19 protein-coding genes are annotated in these 16,312 nt (G+C 66.1%); 10 read left to right on the top strand and 9 right to left on the bottom strand.

The annotated features are described in order from the left end of the window. Positions 1-1,435: intermembrane phospholipid transport protein YdbH family protein (locus tag GH737_RS07120; protein WP_476749607.1), on the bottom strand; the 1,435-nt coding region annotated here is incomplete at its 3' end. Positions 1,436-1,551: 116 nt separating this feature from the next. Here GH737_RS07120 and radC point away from each other — a divergent pair. The 3 genes from radC to GH737_RS07105 are packed head-to-tail and all read left to right on the top strand — an operon-like array spanning position 1,552 to position 4,393. Further along, positions 1,552-2,247, top strand: coding sequence for a RadC family protein (radC, locus tag GH737_RS07115; protein WP_155264154.1), 696 nt, complete (start codon positions 1,552-1,554; stop codon positions 2,245-2,247). A 33-nt stretch (positions 2,248-2,280) separates the two neighbouring features. Beyond that, positions 2,281-3,597, top strand: coding sequence for an adenylosuccinate lyase (purB, locus tag GH737_RS07110; RefSeq protein WP_155264153.1), 1,317 nt, complete (start codon positions 2,281-2,283; stop codon positions 3,595-3,597). A 1-nt stretch (position 3,598) separates the two neighbouring features. Beyond that, positions 3,599-4,393: a GAF domain-containing protein gene (locus GH737_RS07105; protein WP_155264152.1), complete on the top strand. Its 795-nt coding sequence runs from the start codon at positions 3,599-3,601 to the stop codon at positions 4,391-4,393. Between the two features lie 6 nt (positions 4,394-4,399). Here GH737_RS07105 and dnaJ read toward each other — a convergent pair whose 3' ends face one another. The 4 genes from dnaJ to fabD all read right to left on the bottom strand — a co-directional run bounded on the left by dnaJ (position 4,400) and on the right by fabD (position 9,325). Next, on the bottom strand, positions 4,400-5,518 hold the full coding sequence (gene dnaJ, locus GH737_RS07100; RefSeq protein ID WP_155264151.1) for a molecular chaperone DnaJ: 1,119 nt from the start codon (positions 5,516-5,518) through the stop codon (positions 4,400-4,402). 61 nt (positions 5,519-5,579) lie between these two features. Continuing rightward, the gene (gene dnaK / locus GH737_RS07095; protein ID WP_155264150.1) at positions 5,580-7,523 is read right to left on the bottom strand and encodes a molecular chaperone DnaK; all 1,944 of its coding nucleotides are present in this window, start codon (positions 7,521-7,523) and stop codon (positions 5,580-5,582) included. 135 nt (positions 7,524-7,658) lie between these two features. Next, positions 7,659-8,399: a 3-oxoacyl-[acyl-carrier-protein] reductase gene (gene fabG, locus GH737_RS07090; RefSeq protein ID WP_155264149.1), complete on the bottom strand. Its 741-nt coding sequence runs from the start codon at positions 8,397-8,399 to the stop codon at positions 7,659-7,661. Continuing rightward, the gene (fabD, locus tag GH737_RS07085) at positions 8,399-9,325 is read right to left on the bottom strand and encodes an ACP S-malonyltransferase (RefSeq protein WP_155264148.1); all 927 of its coding nucleotides are present in this window, start codon (positions 9,323-9,325) and stop codon (positions 8,399-8,401) included. Before fabD ends, fabG begins: the two co-directional genes overlap by 1 nt. A 74-nt stretch (positions 9,326-9,399) precedes the next feature. On the opposite strand from fabD, the gene GH737_RS07080 reads away from it, so the two are divergent. Continuing rightward, positions 9,400-10,689: an APC family permease gene (locus tag GH737_RS07080; protein WP_155264147.1), complete on the top strand. Its 1,290-nt coding sequence runs from the start codon at positions 9,400-9,402 to the stop codon at positions 10,687-10,689. Here GH737_RS07080 and GH737_RS07075 read toward each other — a convergent pair. Both GH737_RS07075 and GH737_RS15215 read right to left on the bottom strand, forming a co-directional pair. Further along, positions 10,643-11,812 (bottom strand): aromatic ring-hydroxylating oxygenase subunit alpha, encoded by a 1,170-nt coding sequence (locus GH737_RS07075; RefSeq protein WP_155264146.1) that lies wholly within the window; start codon positions 11,810-11,812, stop codon positions 10,643-10,645. The genes GH737_RS07080 and GH737_RS07075 overlap by 47 nt on opposite strands. Positions 11,813-11,868: 56 nt before the next feature. Then, positions 11,869-12,384, bottom strand: a complete 516-nt coding sequence (locus tag GH737_RS15215; RefSeq protein WP_230558676.1) for a hypothetical protein — start codon at positions 12,382-12,384, stop codon at positions 11,869-11,871. Between the two features lie 251 nt (positions 12,385-12,635). Between GH737_RS15215 and rpsF the strand changes: the two genes are divergently transcribed. From rpsF to GH737_RS07050, 4 genes are all read left to right on the top strand, one after another. Beyond that, positions 12,636-13,049, top strand: a complete 414-nt coding sequence (gene rpsF / locus GH737_RS07065) for a 30S ribosomal protein S6 (protein ID WP_155264144.1) — start codon at positions 12,636-12,638, stop codon at positions 13,047-13,049. Further along, positions 13,049-13,273 carry a 30S ribosomal protein S18 gene (gene rpsR, locus GH737_RS07060; RefSeq protein ID WP_155264143.1) on the top strand — a complete coding sequence of 75 codons (225 nt, stop codon included), beginning with the start codon at positions 13,049-13,051 and terminating at the stop codon, positions 13,271-13,273. The genes rpsF and rpsR overlap by 1 nt, the downstream gene beginning before the upstream one ends. Before the next feature lie 12 nt (positions 13,274-13,285). Further along, positions 13,286-13,924 carry a 50S ribosomal protein L9 gene (rplI, locus tag GH737_RS07055; RefSeq protein WP_155264142.1) on the top strand — a complete coding sequence of 213 codons (639 nt, stop codon included), beginning with the start codon at positions 13,286-13,288 and terminating at the stop codon, positions 13,922-13,924. Positions 13,925-14,087: 163 nt separating this feature from the next. Next, positions 14,088-14,792, top strand: coding sequence for a hypothetical protein (locus tag GH737_RS07050; RefSeq protein ID WP_155264141.1), 705 nt, complete (start codon positions 14,088-14,090; stop codon positions 14,790-14,792). Positions 14,793-14,856: 64 nt separating this feature from the next. Here GH737_RS07050 and GH737_RS07045 read toward each other — a convergent pair whose 3' ends face one another. Continuing rightward, positions 14,857-15,513, bottom strand: a complete 657-nt coding sequence (locus GH737_RS07045; RefSeq protein ID WP_155264140.1) for a glutathione S-transferase family protein — start codon at positions 15,511-15,513, stop codon at positions 14,857-14,859. Between the two features lie 74 nt (positions 15,514-15,587). On the opposite strand from GH737_RS07045, the gene GH737_RS07040 reads away from it, so the two are divergent. Then, complete coding sequence (locus GH737_RS07040) at positions 15,588-15,785, top strand: hypothetical protein (RefSeq protein ID WP_155264139.1); 198 nt, start codon at positions 15,588-15,590, stop codon at positions 15,783-15,785. An 11-nt stretch (positions 15,786-15,796) separates the two neighbouring features. Further along, positions 15,797-15,949, top strand: a complete 153-nt coding sequence (locus GH737_RS07035; RefSeq protein ID WP_155264138.1) for a hypothetical protein — start codon at positions 15,797-15,799, stop codon at positions 15,947-15,949. 50 nt (positions 15,950-15,999) lie between these two features. Here GH737_RS07035 and GH737_RS15210 read toward each other — a convergent pair. Then, a partial coding sequence (locus tag GH737_RS15210) for a DUF6456 domain-containing protein (protein ID WP_196233030.1) occupies positions 16,000-16,312 on the bottom strand: 313 nt, incomplete at its 5' end.

Below are 16,312 nucleotides of genomic sequence, written 5' to 3'. Positions count from 1 at the left end.
GCGTCAGGCGCTGGCCGCCCGCGCTGTACGGCGCCAGGTTCGCGACGCCGCTGAGCGGTGCGCCGGGGCGCGGCTGCCTCAGGGTCACCGTTCCCGTCGGCAATCCGCCGCCGCGCATATCGATCGTGCCGTCGATCCGAAGCGCGTAGCTCGGCCAGTAATAGGTCACGCCGCTTCCGCCGGAGATATTGGCGCGGGCGCCGTTCGGCCCGATGATGTTCGCGTCGGTGATCCGCGCCGCACCGCCGCCCGGGAAGTTCACCAACGTGATGTGGCCGCCAATGTTGAACCGCTTCGCGGTCCGGCCGAGCGCATTGGCGATGCTCGTCGCGACCGGTCCGATCGGGGTTCCGGCCGCGGCCTCGAGCGGCCCGACGACGCCGGCGATCATGGACGGATCGAGCGTCGAGCTGTCGGCGGCGAAACCGCCGAGCATGGTGAAGGTGCCCGCCTGAAGGCCGAGCTGGTAGCGGCCATCGAGGCGCGTCCGGTCCGCGAAGATAGTCCCGAGCCGCGACTTCTGGGCGGCGAGATTCACTTTCCCGTGAACGTCGGTCAGCGAGCCTTCATAGGTGAGATCCCCGGTGAACGCCGCAAGGCCGTTCGTGCCGGCGACGAGTTGCTCTATCGCCATGCGCCCGCTGCCGTCCACGTTCGTGAACGCCTCGTTGAAGGTGGCCTTTGCATCGAACCTGGGCGATTGGACGACGAAGTGGCTCGCCGGACACGCGAAGCGGTCGAGCGTCACCGGTCCTTCCACCTTGGGGTGGCGAGCGACGACGGCGAGCGCGAGATTGGCGTGGAGGCCGACCGCGGTGCAGCGCCCCGGAGTCAGCCGCGAGCTGGCCAGGGCCACGCGCCCCTTGAACCCGCCGCTCAGCTTGCCATTCCCTTGCAACGCGATGCCGACGGGGCCGAACGGCGTCGCCAGCGAGATGCTGCTGTCGGCAATGTCGACGGCGAAATCGGGCAAGGCGAACGGTTTGCCCGACGGCGGCGGCATCAATTTGTCGATCTGGCCCCAGCTGATTCGGCCGTTGACCAGGCGCCCGCGCAGCCGGACGCCGCGGGCGACGATGCGGTACACCTCGAAGCTGCCGTCGAGCTTGAGGCGGGTCTGGATCCGGGCGAATCTCGCGGTGAGGTCCGGGTGCTTCGGGTCGCCGATCACCAGGTTTCTCACCTGCTGGGTACGGAAACCGACCTTGTCGAGATGATAACTACCCTGGACGCCCCGCTGCTCGAGCTCGTGCTTGATGAATTGCGTCGCGATCGGCCGCCGCTCGATCCACACGACGATGAGCACAACGGCGAGCAGCGCGAGCAGGCCGAGCGCGCCATAAAGCGCGACGCGCGCCCACAGCGGGCGGCGACGGACGATCACCCGCTCCTGGTATGCCCGGTCGAGCCCCTCGTCTCGCGTCCGCTGGTCCATCAGCCGTTCTAACCCGCGCGGCCCATCACCGTTCCAGAGGCGGCATGACCCCTTCCTTCCGCGCGGCTGCTGTGGTCTAGTCGCAACTGCTCGGACGGGTCGCAACAGGAAGCGGCATGAACGAGCACGCCAAGGTGAATCGGGAAAATGACTCGGCCGGCCATCGGGCGCGGCTGCGCAAGCGGCTGCTCGAGACGGGGGCGGTCGGCTTCCACGACTATGAACTGGTCGAATATCTGCTCGCGCTGACCAAGCCGCGAGTCGACACCAAGCCCGAGGCGAAGCGGCTCATCGAGCTGTTCGGCGGCATCGGGCCTCTGCTATCCGCGAGGGCCGAGGTGCTGCGCCGCGAAGGCCTCACCGACGCGTCGATCGCCGCGTTGAAAATCGCTGAGGCCACCGCGCTCCGGCTGTTGGAGAGCCGGGTCGAAGGCCGGCCGATCCTGTCGAGCTGGGACGCACTCGGGGATTATCTGCATGCGACCATGGCGCATCGCCGCACGGAGGAAGTCCGAATCCTGTTCCTCAACGCCAAGAACATGCTGATCGCCAACGAGGCGTTGTGGCAGGGCAGCGTCGACGAAGCCTCGGTCCACGTGCGCGAAGTCATCGCCCGCGCGATCGCGCTCGGCGCCACCGCGCTGATCATCGTCCACAATCATCCGAGCGGCGATCCGACGCCGTCGAGCCAGGACATTCGACTGACCCGCGACCTCGTCGAGGCCGGGCGGCACATGAAAGTGAAGGTGCACGACCATGTCATCGTCGGCGCCCAAGGCCGCAACAGCATGCGGGCGATGGGGCTGATTTGAAGCCTCGCCGCGCCTCTGCTAGCCGCCGCGGCTATGATCCCCCGCTATTCACGCCGCGAGATGACGGCCATCTGGTCGGCCGAGAATCGCTACCGCATCTGGTGGCAGATCGAGGTATTCGCGGCTGAGGCGATGGGTGAGATCGGGATGATCCCGGCGGACGACGCCAAGACCATCCGCGCGGCTTACGACGGGAATGCGCTCGGCGAGATCGATATCGACGCGATCGACGCGATCGAGGCGGTCACCAAGCATGACGTGATCGCTTTCCTGACCTGGGCCGGAGAAAAGCTCGGGCCGGAAAAGCGCTGGCTGCACCAGGGGATGACCAGCTCGGACGTGCTGGACACCGCCCTTGCAGTGCAGCTGAAGCAGGCCGCTGACCTCCTGCTGAAGGATGTGGACGCGCTGCTCGGTGTCCTGAAGCGGCGGGCGCTGGAACACAAGCTGACGCCGACCATCGGTCGAAGCCATGGCATCCACGCGGAGCCCGTCACCTTTGGGCTCAAGCTTGCACAGGCCTACGCTGAATTCGCGCGCAACCGCGAGCGTCTGGTTGCCGCGCGCGAAGGCGTTGCCACCTGCGCCATTTCGGGCGCCGTCGGCACGTTCGCGAACATCGACCCGGGGGTTGAGGAGCATGTCGCGGCCGAACTGGGGCTGTCGGCGGAGCCGATCTCGACGCAGGTCATCCCGCGCGACCGGCACGCCATGTTCTTCGCGACGCTCGCAGTCATCGCCTCGTCGATCGAGCGGCTGGCGACCGAGATCCGCCACCTTCAGCGCACCGAAGTGCTCGAGGCCGAGGAATATTTCTCGCCCGGCCAGAAGGGCAGCTCGGCGATGCCGCACAAGCGCAACCCGGTGCTGACCGAGAACCTCACCGGCCTCGCTCGGATGGTGCGCGGCTATGTGACTCCGGCGCTGGAGAATGTCGCCCTGTGGCACGAGCGGGACATTTCCCACTCGTCGGTCGAGCGCTTCATCGGGCCCGACGCGACGATCACGCTCGATTTTGCGCTGGCGCGGCTCACCAGCGTTGTCGACAAGCTCCTGGTCTATCCCGAGCGGATGCAGAAGAATCTCGACCGTATGGGCGGCCTGATTCATTCGCAGCGCGTGTTGCTGGCACTTACCCAGGCGGGGCTTAGCCGCGAGGAGGCCTACGCGCTCGTGCAGCGCAATGCGATGAAAGTGTGGGAGTCAGACGGCGAGTTGTCGCTGCTCAATCTGCTCAAGGCCGATCCGGACGTGTCGACGTGCCTATCGAACGATGACCTCGATGCGCTGTTCGACCTCGACTATCACCTGAAGCACGTCGATGTGATTTTCGAGCGGGTCTTCGGCTGATATGGGTGAAGCGATCGTGCAACCGGCCGGGTTCCTGCTGGAGCTTTCCCCCGACTGGATGATCCTCCGCGCATCGGAGAATGCGCACAGCTTTTTGAGTGAATATCATCAGCGGCTGGTCGGCGAGCCGCTCTCGGAGTTCACGCTTGCGCAGCCGCTCCACGACCTTCGCAACAGCCTCGCGCGGCAGCGCGGAAGCAACGGTGTCGCGCGCGCCTACCGCGTGCGCCTGTTCGACGAGCCACGCTATTTCGACATCGCGTTCCAGACGCGGGGAGACACGATCCTGCTCGAGGGCCTGCCGAGCCTCGAAGACGGCGTCGGCGATTTTCTTGGCTCCGTCAGCCGGCTGATCGATGGACTGGAAGGCGGCGAGCGCAAGGCCATGCTGGAGGGCGCGGCGCGGCGGATGCGCGCGCTCACCGGCTTCGACCGTGCCGTGCTGGTGCTCGGCAGCGAAAGGATCGAAAGCAGCCGCAGCAAAATGCCGGAGCGGAACGTCAGCAGCGAGCTGCCGCCGATCGTCGCGGACTCGTCGGAAGCGCCAGTCGAGCTGTTTCCGCGGAAGGAGCAGGAATCGATCGACGGTGCGCTGCTTCGCTCGCCCACCCTGAAGCAGCTCGAAGAGCTGAAGTCATCCGGAATCGCATCGACGGTTCGGGTGGCCGTGGTGCGCGGCGGCTCCGAAATCGGGCACTTCCAGTGCGAGAACCGGACTCCGCGACCGCCATCGTTCGAGCTCCACGCCGCCGCCGAGCTGTTCGCGCAGATTTTCGGGATGCTACTGCCCGACTAGACAGGGCTAGCCGAACATCTCCCGCACGCGGCCGAAAAAGCTCTTCACTGCGGGGCATTCGTCGCCGGTCTCGGTTTCGCGGAATTCCTCGAGCAGTTTCTTCTGCTTCGCCGACATCCGGGTCGGGGTTTCGACAAGCACCCGCGCGACGAGGTCGCCGCGTCCGCGGCTGTTGAGCACGCTCATGCCCGAACCGCGATGCCGCAGCTGCTCGCCGGACTGGATTCCGGCGGGAATCTTGAGCTCGACCCTGTTCCCGTCGATGCCCGGCAGGCTGATCGAGCCGCCGAGCGCGGCGGTGGTGAAGCTCACCGGGCAATCGGCAACCAGCGTCGTGCCTTCACGCGCGTAGATCGGGTGGCGCTTCATGTGCACGAACAGGTAGAGGTCGCCGTTCGAGGCACCGCGCACGCCCGCCTCGCCTTCTCCGGCGACGCGGATGCGCGTGCCTTCGTCGACTCCGGCGGGGATTTTCACCGACAGCTTGCGCTGCGTCAGCGCGCGGCCTTCGCCATGGCAATTGCCGCATGGATTCGAGATGACTTCGCCCGATCCGCGGCAATTCGGACAGCCGCGCTCAACAACGAAAAATCCCTGTTGGGTGCGGACCTTTCCAGCGCCGCCGCAGGTCTGGCAGCGGCTGGCGCAGCGGTCGAGGCCGGTGCAGCCGCGGCCATCGCAGGCATCGCAGGTCGCGAGCGCCTCGACGGTGATAGTCTTTTCGGCGCCCGTGAACGCTTCTTCGAGGCTGAGCTCGAGATCGTAGCGCAGGTCCGCGCCCCGCGCCGCATTCTGGCGGGCGCCGCGCTGGTCCATGAACTCGCCGAAGATCGTCGAGAAGATGTCGGAAAAACCATTGAAGCCGGCTTCCGCGAACGGATCGGCGCCGCCGCCGTTCCGGAACGCCGCGTGGCCGAAGCGATCGTAGGCCGCGCGCTTCTGCGGGTCCTTGAGCACGTCATAGGCTTGGCTGATCGCCTTGAACCGCTCGGCATGTTCCGAGCAGCCGTTGTGCCGGTCGGGGTGGCATTCCTTGGCGAGACGGCGGTAAGCCGCCTTGATCGCCGCTTCGTCAACCCCGCGATTGACGCCCAGCAGTTCATAATAGTCCTGCTCGACCATCATCCCTCCCGATTACGCCCTACAGGATGCGGCGCCGGCCCCCGGTAAAAGCGGCGCCTCATGGTCAGCCCTTGTTCTCTTCATCGACCTCGGAGAACTCCGCGTCGACCACCTCTTCCTGCGATTCGGCCGGCTGCTCCGACGGGCCGGAGGTGCCCGCGTCCGGGCCGGCAGCGGCTTCCGTCTCGGCTTGCTGCGCCTTGTACATCGCCTCGCCGAGCTTCATCGCCGCCTGGGTGAGGGCGGCAGTCTTCTGCTGCATATCGTCGGCGTCGCCGCTCTCGACCGCAGCCTTGGCTTCGGCGAGCGCCTTCTCGATCTCCGCCTTGATATCGCCGGAGACCTTGTCGCCATGTTCGGCGAGTTGCTTCTCGGTGGTGTGGATCAGGCTCTCGGCGTTGTTCTTCGCCTCGGCTGCCGAGCGCCGCTTCTTGTCTTCCTCGGCGAACTGCTCGGCCTCGCGCACCATCTTCTCGATGTCGCTGTCGGCAAGACCGCCCGACGCCTGGATGCGGATCTGCTGCTCCTTGCCGGTGCCCTTGTCCTTGGCCGAGACGTTGACGATGCCGTTGGCGTCGATGTCGAATGTGACCTCGATCTGCGGCACGCCGCGCGGGGCCGGCGGGATTCCGACCAGGTCGAACTGCCCGAGTATCTTGTTATCGGCAGCCATCTCGCGCTCGCCCTGGAAGACGCGGATCGTCACCGCATTCTGATTGTCCTCGGCGGTCGAGAAGACCTGGCTTTTCTTGGTCGGGATGGTCGTGTTGCGGTCGATCATCCGCGTGAACACGCCGCCCAAAGTCTCGATTCCGAGCGACAGCGGCGTCACGTCGAGCAGGAGCACGTCCTTGACGTCGCCCTGCAGCACGCCGGCCTGGATCGCCGCGCCCATGGCGACCACCTCGTCGGGGTTGACGCCGGTGTGCGGCTCCTTGCCGAAGAATTCCTTCACCCGCTCGCGCACCCGCGGCATGCGGGTCTGGCCGCCGACGAGAACCACCTCAGCGATGTCCTTGGCGTCGACGCCGGCGTCCTTGAGCGCCTTCTTGCACGGGTCGATGGTGCGCTCGATGAGGTCGTCGACGAGCTTCTCTAGCTCGGCGCGAGTCAGCGTCACCACCAGGTGCAATGGAGTCGTGGTCCCGCCTTCCATGCGGGCGGTGATAAAGGGCTGGTTGATCTCGGTCGTCTGCGCCGAAGACAGCTCGATCTTGGCCTTTTCCGCGGCTTCCTTGAGCCGCTGCAGCGCGAGCCGATCGGTGCGAAGGTCGATGCCCTCCTTCGCCTTGAACTGATCCGCCAGCCAGTTGACGATGCGTGCATCGAAATCCTCGCCGCCGAGGAAGGTGTCGCCGTTGGTCGACTTCACTTCGAATACGCCGTCGCCGATCTCGAGGATCGAGACGTCGAACGTGCCGCCGCCGAGATCGTAGACCGCGATCGTCTTGCCATCGTCCTTGTCGAGCCCGTAGGCGAGCGCGGCCGCGGTTGGCTCGTTAATGATTCTAAGCACCTCGAGCCCGGCAATCTGGCCGGCGTCCTTGGTCGCCTGGCGCTGGGCGTCGTTGAAGTAAGCGGGAACGGTGATCACCGCCTGGGTGACGGTCTCGCCGAGATAGGCCTCGGCGGTTTCCTTCATCTTCTGGAGGATGAAGGCGGAAATCTGCGACGGCGAATAATCCTTGTCGCCGGCATGCACCCATGCATCGCCGTTCGAGCCCTTGACGATCTTGTAGGGCACCAGCTCGGTGTCCTTCTTGGTGATCGGGTCGTCGAAGCGGCGGCCGATCAGGCGCTTGACCGCAAAAATGGTGTTGTCCGGATTGGTGACTGCCTGGCGCTTGGCCGGCTGGCCGATCAGCCGCTCGCCGTCCTTGGTGAAAGCGACGACCGAAGGCGTCGTGCGCGCGCCTTCGCTATTCTCGATGACCTTCGGCTTGCCGCCTTCCATCACGGCGACGCAGCTGTTGGTCGTGCCCAAGTCGATGCCGATGACCTTGGCCATGTTTCTCTATCCCTCTTTCCTACAGCCCCAATCGGCCCCGTCAGGCAGCCGAAATGTTGAATTCACTGGGGATATAGGGGGCGAGAATCCGAGGACAAGAAGTGCAGCAACTCAGCGCAAGCGATGGCTGGGTCGTCAGGGCATCGCCATGCCGCCGTTGACGTGCAGCGTCTGGCCGGTGACATAGCCCGCCTCGCGGCTGGCGAGATAGACGCAGGCCGCGCCGATGTCTTCGCCCCTGCCCATCGCGCCGAGCGGGATGCGCGAGAGGATGCTCTCGCGCTGCTGGTCGTTCAGTGCATCGGTCATTGCCGAGGTCATGAATCCCGGAGCGATGGCGTTGACCGTGATTCCGCGGCTCGCGAGCTCCTGCGCCACCGCCTTGGTCATGCCGATCAGCGCGGCCTTGGACGCGACGTAATTCGCCTGGCCGGGATTGCCCGTCACGCCGACGACCGAGGTGATCGAGACGATCCGCCCGAAACGCGCTTTCATCATCGGCCGCGCCGCCGCGCGCATCAGCCGGAACGCGGCCTCCAGGTTGATCCGTATTACGTCCCCGAACTCCTCGTCCTTCATCCGCATTAGCAGGTTGTCGCGGGTCACGCCGGCATTGTTAACCAGGATGTCGAGCTTGCCGCCGAGCGCCTCGACGGCCTGCGGCACGAGCTGATCGACTGCGCCGCCGTCCGAGAGATTGCATGGCAGCGCGACATGATCGCCGCCGAGCTCCGAGCGAAACCGCTCCAGCTTCTCGACATTGCTACCGGAAACGGCAAGCCGCGCCCCCTGCCCCGCCAGCGCCTTGGCAATCGCGCTGCCAAGCCCGCCGGACGCGCCGGTCACGAGTGCAGTCATGCCGCTCAGGTCGAACACTATGCGATCTCCTTCGCCGCAGCCTCGACATCCTCGATCGTCACCACGCTCGTGATCGTCGCGTCGGGCGCGATGCGTTTGACCATTGCGCCGAGGACCTTGCCGCCGATCTCGACGAACTCGTGCACGCCCGCGTCGAACATATTGGCCACGCTCTCGCGCCAGCGGACCATTCCGGTGACCTGCTCGACGAGCTGGTTGCGAATCTTGTCGGGGTCGCTCTCCGGCTGAGCAGTCACATTGGCGTAAAGCGGCACCGCGGGAGGGACGATGACGACGTAGCCCAGTGCGTCGCGCATCGCTTCCGCGGCGGGCTCCATCAGCGGACAGTGGAACGGCGCCGAGACCGGCAGCGGCACTGCGCGCTTCGCGCCCATCTCCTTGGCGATCGCGATCGCTCGGTCGATGGCACTTTTCCGACCCGAGATTACGACTTGCGAAGGATCGTTGTCGTTGGCGACCGTGCACACCTCGCCTTCCGAAGCGGCCTCAGCAATCTTCTGCGCGACGCCGAGGTCAGCGCCGAGCAGCGCCGCCATCGCGCCCTCGCCGACCGGCACCGCCTGCTGCATCGCTTGCCCGCGCAGCTTGAGGAGCTTGGCGGTTGTGGAAAGATCGAGCGATCCCGCAGCGCACAAAGCGGTATATTCGCCAAGGCTATGTCCGGCGACGAAGCTCGCGACATCGACGACGCGGATGCCCAGAGTCCGCAGTACCGCAATCGAGTGTGCCATGATCGCAGACTGCGCATTTTCCGTGAGCTTCAACTCCTCGTCCGGGCCTTCGCGCATGAGGCGGAAAAGGTTTTGCCCGAGCGCTTCGTCGACCTCGTCGAACACATCGCGCGCCGCCCGGCTCGCGTCCGCAAGCGCCGCGCCCATGCCCACTGCCTGGCTGCCCTGCCCCGGAAAAATCAATGCGCGCATGAACGACCCTGTTCGGTTATGAACCGCCGGCGCGACTAGGCCGCTGGGCCGCGCTTGCCAAGGCGGGAGAGACGATGGCGGACGATCGCGAAGCGCGGCTGCTCGGCCCATGGATGACGCTGGCTCTCGTCATCGGCGGAGTCATCGGATCGGGCATCTTCTACCTTCCGATCGCGCTCGCGCCGCTCGGCGGCAGCGTTCCGATCGGCTGGCTGATCAGCGGCGTCGGCATCATGGCGATGGCTTATTGCGCCTCGCGGATCGTCAGCCGCGACGGCGGCGGCCTGCAGGCCTATGTCGAGCACGAGCTCGGGCCCGGCGTCGGCTTCATCGTCACATGGATGACCTGGTGCTCGTCGTGGGTGGGGGTCCCCGCCGTCGCGCTCGCCGCCTCGGCTGCTTTGGCGACCGTTTTTCCAAGCCTTGCCGGGCACCTCGTCATTCTCGCCTTCGCTTTCACGGCCGTCTTCGCGCTCATTAACCTGCGCGGAATCCGGGCGACCGGCGAAGTCGCCATCGTCACCGTTCTGATCAAGGTCCTGCCGCTGCTCGCGGTCATCGCCATCGCCGCGATGCTCGGGACGAGCGGCGGCCCCGTGCATCCCATCGACGTCCCGCCGCCAACCTTCGGCAATATCGCCACCGCCTCGGCTTTGTGCCTGTTCGCGCTCACCGGCTTCGAGTTCGCGATGTCGCCGGTCGGCAAGATCCGCAATCCGGAGCGCAACCTCGCCCGGGCCCTCCTGTTCGGCCTCGCGGGAATCGCGCTCCTCTATTTGCTGGTCACGACCTCGCTCAGCCTGGTCATGCCCAACGCCGCCATCGCGAAGTCGATCGCCCCTTTTCCCGACGCGATCGGTCTCTACTGGGGCGGCACCGCCGCGCTCCTCGCCGCCCTCGCAATGGCGATCAGCGCGCTCGGCACCTTGAACGCCGCGCTCCTCGCCTGCGGGGAAATGCTCTATTCGATGTCTCTCCGCCGCGACATGCCGGCCATCTTCGACAAGACCAACCGTTTCAACGCGCCCTACATGGCGCAATTCGCAGCGGTCATCCTCGGCTTCATCCTGCTTGCCCTCAACGAGGCGAAAGGAACGACGCAGCTCTTCACTTTCATCACATTGCTAGCGACCGACGCGGTGCTTTATCTCTACTCCGCCGCGGCCATCGCCGCCGCCTTCAAGGACAGGCGCCCGAGCACCACCATCGCCTGCGCGATCGGCCTCGCCTTCGTCCTTTACGCTTTCTACGGCTCGGGAGTGGAGGCGTTCCTGCTCTCGCTCGCGCTCCTCGCCATTGGCGGGCTGATCTACTGGCTCAGGAAGGGGCGGACCATCCCGCCGCCGGAGGCTTCGCCAGCCTAGCCTCGGGCACCATCCGCCTGAGCTTGCCCGCGAAGCTGCGCAAGCACACCTCGCTCGTCCCCAGCGGCCCCGCCTGGTAGGCCGGCGACTGCATCCCAAGCTGCACCCGGGTGATCAGCTCGGTGTCTTCCGCGTTCACCCGCCGGTTGATCCGCCAGTTCAAATAACGCGCCGCCCGCATCTCTCGCCGCCCGTCGGGAAGCGCGTAGGAAATCTCGCGGATCACCGTCTCCGTCGAGCTGACGGGAAGGAATTGCATGAAGTCCACCTGGTCCGGGTAGATGTCGAACGCCACGTTGGGAAACAGCTTGTAGTACAGCCACTTGCGCCGGTGCGACGGCGGCAGGTGCTCCGCCTCGGGCAGATACTTCTGGTACGCCCGCTCCGACAAATTGGCGCTCGCCTTCTCGACCAGGTCGCCTTCCATCCGGTCGACCCATTCCTTCGCCTCGATCCGGTAAGCCTTCCCGAACAAGCGCGTCAGCCCGGGGTGGCCGACTGCAATGTGCAAATGGTCCGAATAATTGTCCGCGATCGTCTTCCAGTTGAGCGGCCGTGGCCGGAGCGTGACGCGGCCCATCACCTGCAACTCCTCGAAGCGGTAGGCCGCCACCTCTGCCTCGAAAGGAGCCATCATCTCGGCGACTGAGGGTGCGCCGGGCTCGAGCGTGACGAACAGGAAGCCGTGCCACTTCTCCAGCGCGACTGGAAACAGCCCCAGCTTCTCTGTCTGCAGCCCGGGATATTCGTGCCGGTGCGGAACGCCGACGAGCCGCCCGTCCCGCGCATAGCTCCACGCGTGATAAGGGCAGGTCAGCACCTTGCCACTGCCGCCGGTGCCGTCCACCAGCCGGGAGCCGCGGTGGCGACAGACGTTCGAGAAGGCGCGCACCTCCCCGTCGTCACCGCGGATGACGATGATGCTGTCGCCGAGATATTCGAGCGTGCGCCACTCGCCCGGCCGCGCGATCTCGCTCTCGTGGCAAACGACCTGCGGCGCGGCGCGCAGGAACGCCCGCTTCTCCGCCGTGAAGAATTCGGGGTCGAAGTAGAGCCAGCCGGGGAGGCTCACGCCGTCGAGCGTGTCCGCACCCGGTGCAATGCTCCTGAGCCGCGTCGCCATTCGCCCGCTCTGCCACGAGACGGACGTTCACCGCAATCGCGCTGGTGCAGCGTGCCTCAGTAGCGCGGCGGGAACTGCGCGTTGATGATCGTTCCGCTCGGCAGCTGGCAGGTGCCGGCACCGCCTCCGGCCATTCCGGAGCTCGGCCGCATCAGGCGGAAGTCGCAGCGCATGAAGCCGCCGGGACCCTGCAGATTGGCGAGGACCTGGCCGCTGTAATGCGTGATGGTGTCCATCGAGGGACCCCACGGACCCCAGCCGCCCCAGCCCCAACCCCAGGATCGTCCGCCCCAGCCGCGACCCCAGCCGAAGCCCGGGCCCCAGCCGTTCCAAAGCGGGTCGTAATCGACCACGCTTTCTGAAGTGATCTGGAAGAACGGTCCCTGAAAAACCTGTCCGTCGCTGAGCTGCGCGACCATCGTGCCGCGCGTGCCGCCGCTCTGGGTCCAGGTAAAGGTCGCACCGACGTTCTGGCCGACGACCTGGCCGGTTCCGATTCCGGTGGTGGTGCAGCCCGCGGCCGCGAGCACGATGAGTGAGGCCCCGGCGAGCCTGATCGACAAAAACTTCATGACGGTTACTCCCTTACGCATATACAAACGGTGAACTGCCCATTGCGCTCCCACGGCTGAACGACTCCTTTCGAGACTGCAACCATCCTCCTCGAAGTTCATGGGTCTGCTTGCCTTTTTGAGCGCCCTCGGCCATAGGCGCGGCGCTGGCGCACGGCCCTGCCGCCGCGCCGGTTTAGTGAGAACGACAGCCGGAGGGGCGTCCGCAGTGGGCGGCGTCAGCGATCGGCCAAAAGAGAGACGATAAGAACATGCCGCTCTACGAGCATGTTTTCCTCGCGCGTCAGGACCTCGCCCAGGCCCAGGTCGATGCGCTCGCGGAAAACGCCACCAAGATCATCGAGGACAATGGCGGGAAGGTCGTCAAGACCGAAACCTGGGGCCTACGCTCCCTCGCCTACCGAATCGCGAAGAACCGCAAGGCTCACTATGTCATGCTCGACCTGGACGCGCCGGCTCCTGCCATCGCTGAGCTCGAGCGTCAGTCGAACATCAACGAGGACGTGATTCGCTTCCTCACCCTGAAAGTCGACGAGCACGAGAAAGGCCCGTCGGCGATGATGCGCCGCGGTGAGAAGGAGCGCGAGCGTCGCTCCGACCGCGGCGACCGCGACCGGGGCGAGCGCACCGAATTTCGCGCCGCCCGTGAAGAGGAGGTCGAATAATGGCCCGCGCATTTTTCCGCCGCCGCAAGTCCTGCCCCTTCTCCGGCAAGGACGCGCCGCGCATCGACTACAAGGACGTGCGCCTACTCCAGGGCTTCGTGTCCGAGCGCGGCAAGATCGTGCCCTCGCGAATCACCGCGGTCTCGTCCAAGAAGCAGCGTGAGCTCGCGCGCGCGATCAAGCGCGCCCGCCACATCGGCCTGCTTCCCTACATCGTGCGATAAGGAGCGCTTGAGATGGAAGTCATCCTGCTTGAGCGCGTCGAGAAGCTAGGCGCCATCGGCGACGTGGTGAAGGTCAAGGACGGGTTCGCCCGCAACTACCTTCTGCCCAACAAGAAAGCGCTTCGCGCGAACGAGTCGAACCGCAAGCTGTTCGAAACCAACCGCGCGCGGATCGAGGAAGAGAATGCGAACCGCCGTTCCGAGGCCGAGAAGTCGGCCAAGGGCGTCGACGGGAAGACCGTGCAACTCATCCGGCAGGCCTCGAACACCGGCCAGCTCTACGGATCCGTCAGCGCACGCGATATCGTCGAGGCGCTCGAGGGCGAGGGCGCGCACGTCACCAGGAGCCAGGTCGTACTCGACCGTCCGATCAAGGCGATCGGGGTGCACGACGTGAAGATCGCGCTTCACCCCGAGGTCGCGGTGACGGTGAAGGTCAACGTCGCCCGTTCACCGGAGGAAGCGGACCTGCAGGCGCAGGGAGTCGACGTCATGGCGCAGATGTTCGAGCGCGACACCGCCGCGTTCACCGAGGCTTACGATCCGAATGCCGAGCCCGGCGCCACCGCCGAGGCTCCGGCCGAGGCGCCTGCGGAAACGGCCCTTGCCGCTGCCGAAGGCGAAGGCGAAGGCGATGAGCAGCAGGGTTAGACGCCTAAGGACAATCAGAATGAAGGCCGCTGCCCGTCCGGGCGGCGGCCTTTTTTCTTGCGCCGAGCGGTTCGTCGCAAAGACCGTTCGCACAGCGGAACGGTTGCTCGATCATCCTTGTTGAACGGCTGGAGCAAGCGGGGCCCAGTGAAGGAGTTTTTGGATGGCCGACGAACGGGACGACCAACTCAACGACAACGACGACAACAGCCCCACCACCGGGCAGCAGGGCCAGCAGAGTGAATTCGGGCAGCAGCAGGGCCGGCAGGCCGGCGGCCAAGGCTCGCAGCAGACGATGAGCAACCAGGGCGCCGAAGGCAGCTTCGGCGGCCAGAGCAGCGGCAGCCAGAGCGGCTCCGCAGATTCCAATGGAAGCAGCCAGACAGGCGGCGCCAACACCGCTCAGGACGGCGGCATGAGCGGCCAGCCGATCGGCGGCAACGACAGCAACACCGGAACGGGTACCACGACCCAGGGGGCCGAGTTCGGGGGCCAGAGCGCATCGGGCCAGGCGCAGCCGGGCGGCTCCGGCGGCCACGCCGCGACGCTCGACCAGGACCGTGGCAACTTCGGCCAGGGCACGACGAGCAACACCGGCGGGTCGAGCGTCGGCACCGACCAGTCCAGCGGCGGCTCAGGCGGGACCAGCGGTGGAGAACGGTTCATCGGCTCGCAGGACAGCGGCTCCGACGAATATCTCCGCGAAGGCAGCGGTTCGAGCGGCGGATCTCCGGATAACACGAGCGGCTCATCGGGCCGCGGCGCGACGGGCGGCAGCGACTTCGCGGAGCAAGGCCGCGGCGCGCTCGACGACGAGGAAGACGAGTCCAGCACCGGCACCGGCTCCGACCGAGGCGGCTCCATCTAAGGCTCCGCCCAACACACCAGCGCCGCGTTCCCTCTAGGAGCGCGGCGCTTTTTTCATGTGCTGATCAGGCTGCCTGCCTGCCGAGGATTGCGGCCTCGCGTTCGATCCATGGCGCAAAGCTCGGCCTCGACAGGATCGAGTCCACATAAGCATAAAGGCGGCCGTGGCGGTCCGCATCGCGCCCGCAGCCGAGGTGGTCGAAATTGGCGAACGGGCTTGCGATCGCGATGTCCGCGAGTGAAATTCGATCACCAACGAGGAAGCTGCCGGCCTCCGGGACGATGCCTTCGAGATAGTCGAGCAAGGGCGGAAGCTCATCGCGTTCCGCGGTGCTGGCTGCCTCCTCGTCCCCCGCCCTGCCCATGAATTTCGGAAGGACGACGCGGTTGTAGAACATCTTCGCGCCGCAGGTGGTCAGCACCGTATCCGCATATTCCTCGAACCAGATTGCCTTGCCGCGCTGCCTGGGATCGGCCGGGATCAGCGGCGGCTCGGGAGCTTTCGCCTCGAGATAATGGACGATCGCGCTCGAATCGCCGAGCGTGTAATCGCCGTCGCGCAGCGCTGGCATCTTCCTCGCCGGGCTTGCCTCCAGGAATTCGTCGCTAGGCTGCCCCGGAGCTGCGCCCGTGGGCCTCAACTCCAGCTCGATTCCCTTCTCACCGGCGAAAGCGAGTACCTTGCGAACATAAGGCGAGAGCGACGAACCGTAGAGAATCATGGGGCAAATCCTCCTCGCAAAAGGAAACCTCGGCGAGCCCGCCCGTTGGTAGAGCAACGACACGGGAGCAGACCATGAACGGCAATAGCAGCAATCGCGATCAAAGGCCCGACCTCGACGACGTGCTCGAGCAAGAGCCGGAATCGAGCCACGGCGACCAGGGCGAAGCGGCCAACGGCGGCGAGCAGGCCGGCCCGAACTCCGACCGCGCCGGCGCGCCGATCGCCCCGCAGACGGGCAACCCTCGCGCCAGGGACCGCCGGCTCAGCTGAGGAGACGAATCGTGCGCAGCAACAGCGGCAAGGATAAAAGTCGCAACAACATGCGCGATCCGACGGTGCGCGACCGCACCGAACAGCGGACGAAGTGGTCGCACCGCTCGCATATTTCGCATGCGAAGGCGCCCGCGGACCACCTCGGCGGTCGCAAGGATTAGCGCACGGGGCACGGACGGCCCCTCGGCAGCGACCTGTCCCTAAACCGAGCTCACCGGATCCGGTAGAATTCCGCGACGCGGTCGAGCGCCAGCGTCAGTACGAGCTTGCCCGCACGCGCGGGCCAGCCGAGCGCCGTTTCCGCATCGCGCATCCCCTCGCCGGCGCAAATCACCCGCCACAGTATGTCGGCCAGCCCCGGCCCGGCGGACGCGACCGCCGCATCGAATCGGCGCTTCGCATCGAGCTGCGAGCCGGCGAGGTCAGGCGCCGGTGCGGACCCGCCGCGGCCGCTCGCCACCGGGGCCGAATCCCATGACATCGTCACGCGCGGCGCGAGCTGCGCCCGCTCCCAGTCGCACCGC

This window comes from Sphingomonas segetis, assembly GCF_009720245.1.
In the GTDB taxonomy this organism is placed as follows: domain Bacteria; phylum Pseudomonadota; class Alphaproteobacteria; order Sphingomonadales; family Sphingomonadaceae; genus Sphingomicrobium; species Sphingomicrobium segetis.
The sequence above is the reverse complement of the archived record's forward strand: the minus strand, read 5'-3'. Positions and strand labels throughout refer to the sequence as shown.

What these genes read in the sequence shown, in the direction of transcription:
- radC (WP_155264154.1), top strand. Translation starts at nt 1,552, where the DNA reads ATGAACGAGCACGCCAAGGTGAATCGGGAAAATGACTCGGCCGGCCAT.
- purB (WP_155264153.1), top strand. Translation starts at nt 2,281, where the DNA reads ATGATCCCCCGCTATTCACGCCGCGAGATGACGGCCATCTGGTCGGCC.
- GH737_RS07105 (WP_155264152.1), top strand. Translation starts at nt 3,599, where the DNA reads ATGGGTGAAGCGATCGTGCAACCGGCCGGGTTCCTGCTGGAGCTTTCC.
- dnaJ (WP_155264151.1), bottom strand. Translation starts at nt 5,518, where the DNA reads ATGATGGTCGAGCAGGACTATTATGAACTGCTGGGCGTCAATCGCGGG.
- dnaK (WP_155264150.1), bottom strand. Translation starts at nt 7,523, where the DNA reads ATGGCCAAGGTCATCGGCATCGACTTGGGCACGACCAACAGCTGCGTC.
- fabD (WP_155264148.1), bottom strand. Translation starts at nt 9,325, where the DNA reads ATGCGCGCATTGATTTTTCCGGGGCAGGGCAGCCAGGCAGTGGGCATG.
- GH737_RS07080 (WP_155264147.1), top strand. Translation starts at nt 9,400, where the DNA reads ATGGCGGACGATCGCGAAGCGCGGCTGCTCGGCCCATGGATGACGCTG.
- GH737_RS07075 (WP_155264146.1), bottom strand. Translation starts at nt 11,812, where the DNA reads ATGGCGACGCGGCTCAGGAGCATTGCACCGGGTGCGGACACGCTCGAC.
- GH737_RS15215 (WP_230558676.1), bottom strand. Translation starts at nt 12,384, where the DNA reads ATGAAGTTTTTGTCGATCAGGCTCGCCGGGGCCTCACTCATCGTGCTC.
- rpsF (WP_155264144.1), top strand. Translation starts at nt 12,636, where the DNA reads ATGCCGCTCTACGAGCATGTTTTCCTCGCGCGTCAGGACCTCGCCCAG.
- rpsR (WP_155264143.1), top strand. Translation starts at nt 13,049, where the DNA reads ATGGCCCGCGCATTTTTCCGCCGCCGCAAGTCCTGCCCCTTCTCCGGC.
- rplI (WP_155264142.1), top strand. Translation starts at nt 13,286, where the DNA reads ATGGAAGTCATCCTGCTTGAGCGCGTCGAGAAGCTAGGCGCCATCGGC.
- GH737_RS07050 (WP_155264141.1), top strand. Translation starts at nt 14,088, where the DNA reads ATGGCCGACGAACGGGACGACCAACTCAACGACAACGACGACAACAGC.
- GH737_RS07045 (WP_155264140.1), bottom strand. Translation starts at nt 15,513, where the DNA reads ATGATTCTCTACGGTTCGTCGCTCTCGCCTTATGTTCGCAAGGTACTC.
- GH737_RS07040 (WP_155264139.1), top strand. Translation starts at nt 15,588, where the DNA reads ATGAACGGCAATAGCAGCAATCGCGATCAAAGGCCCGACCTCGACGAC.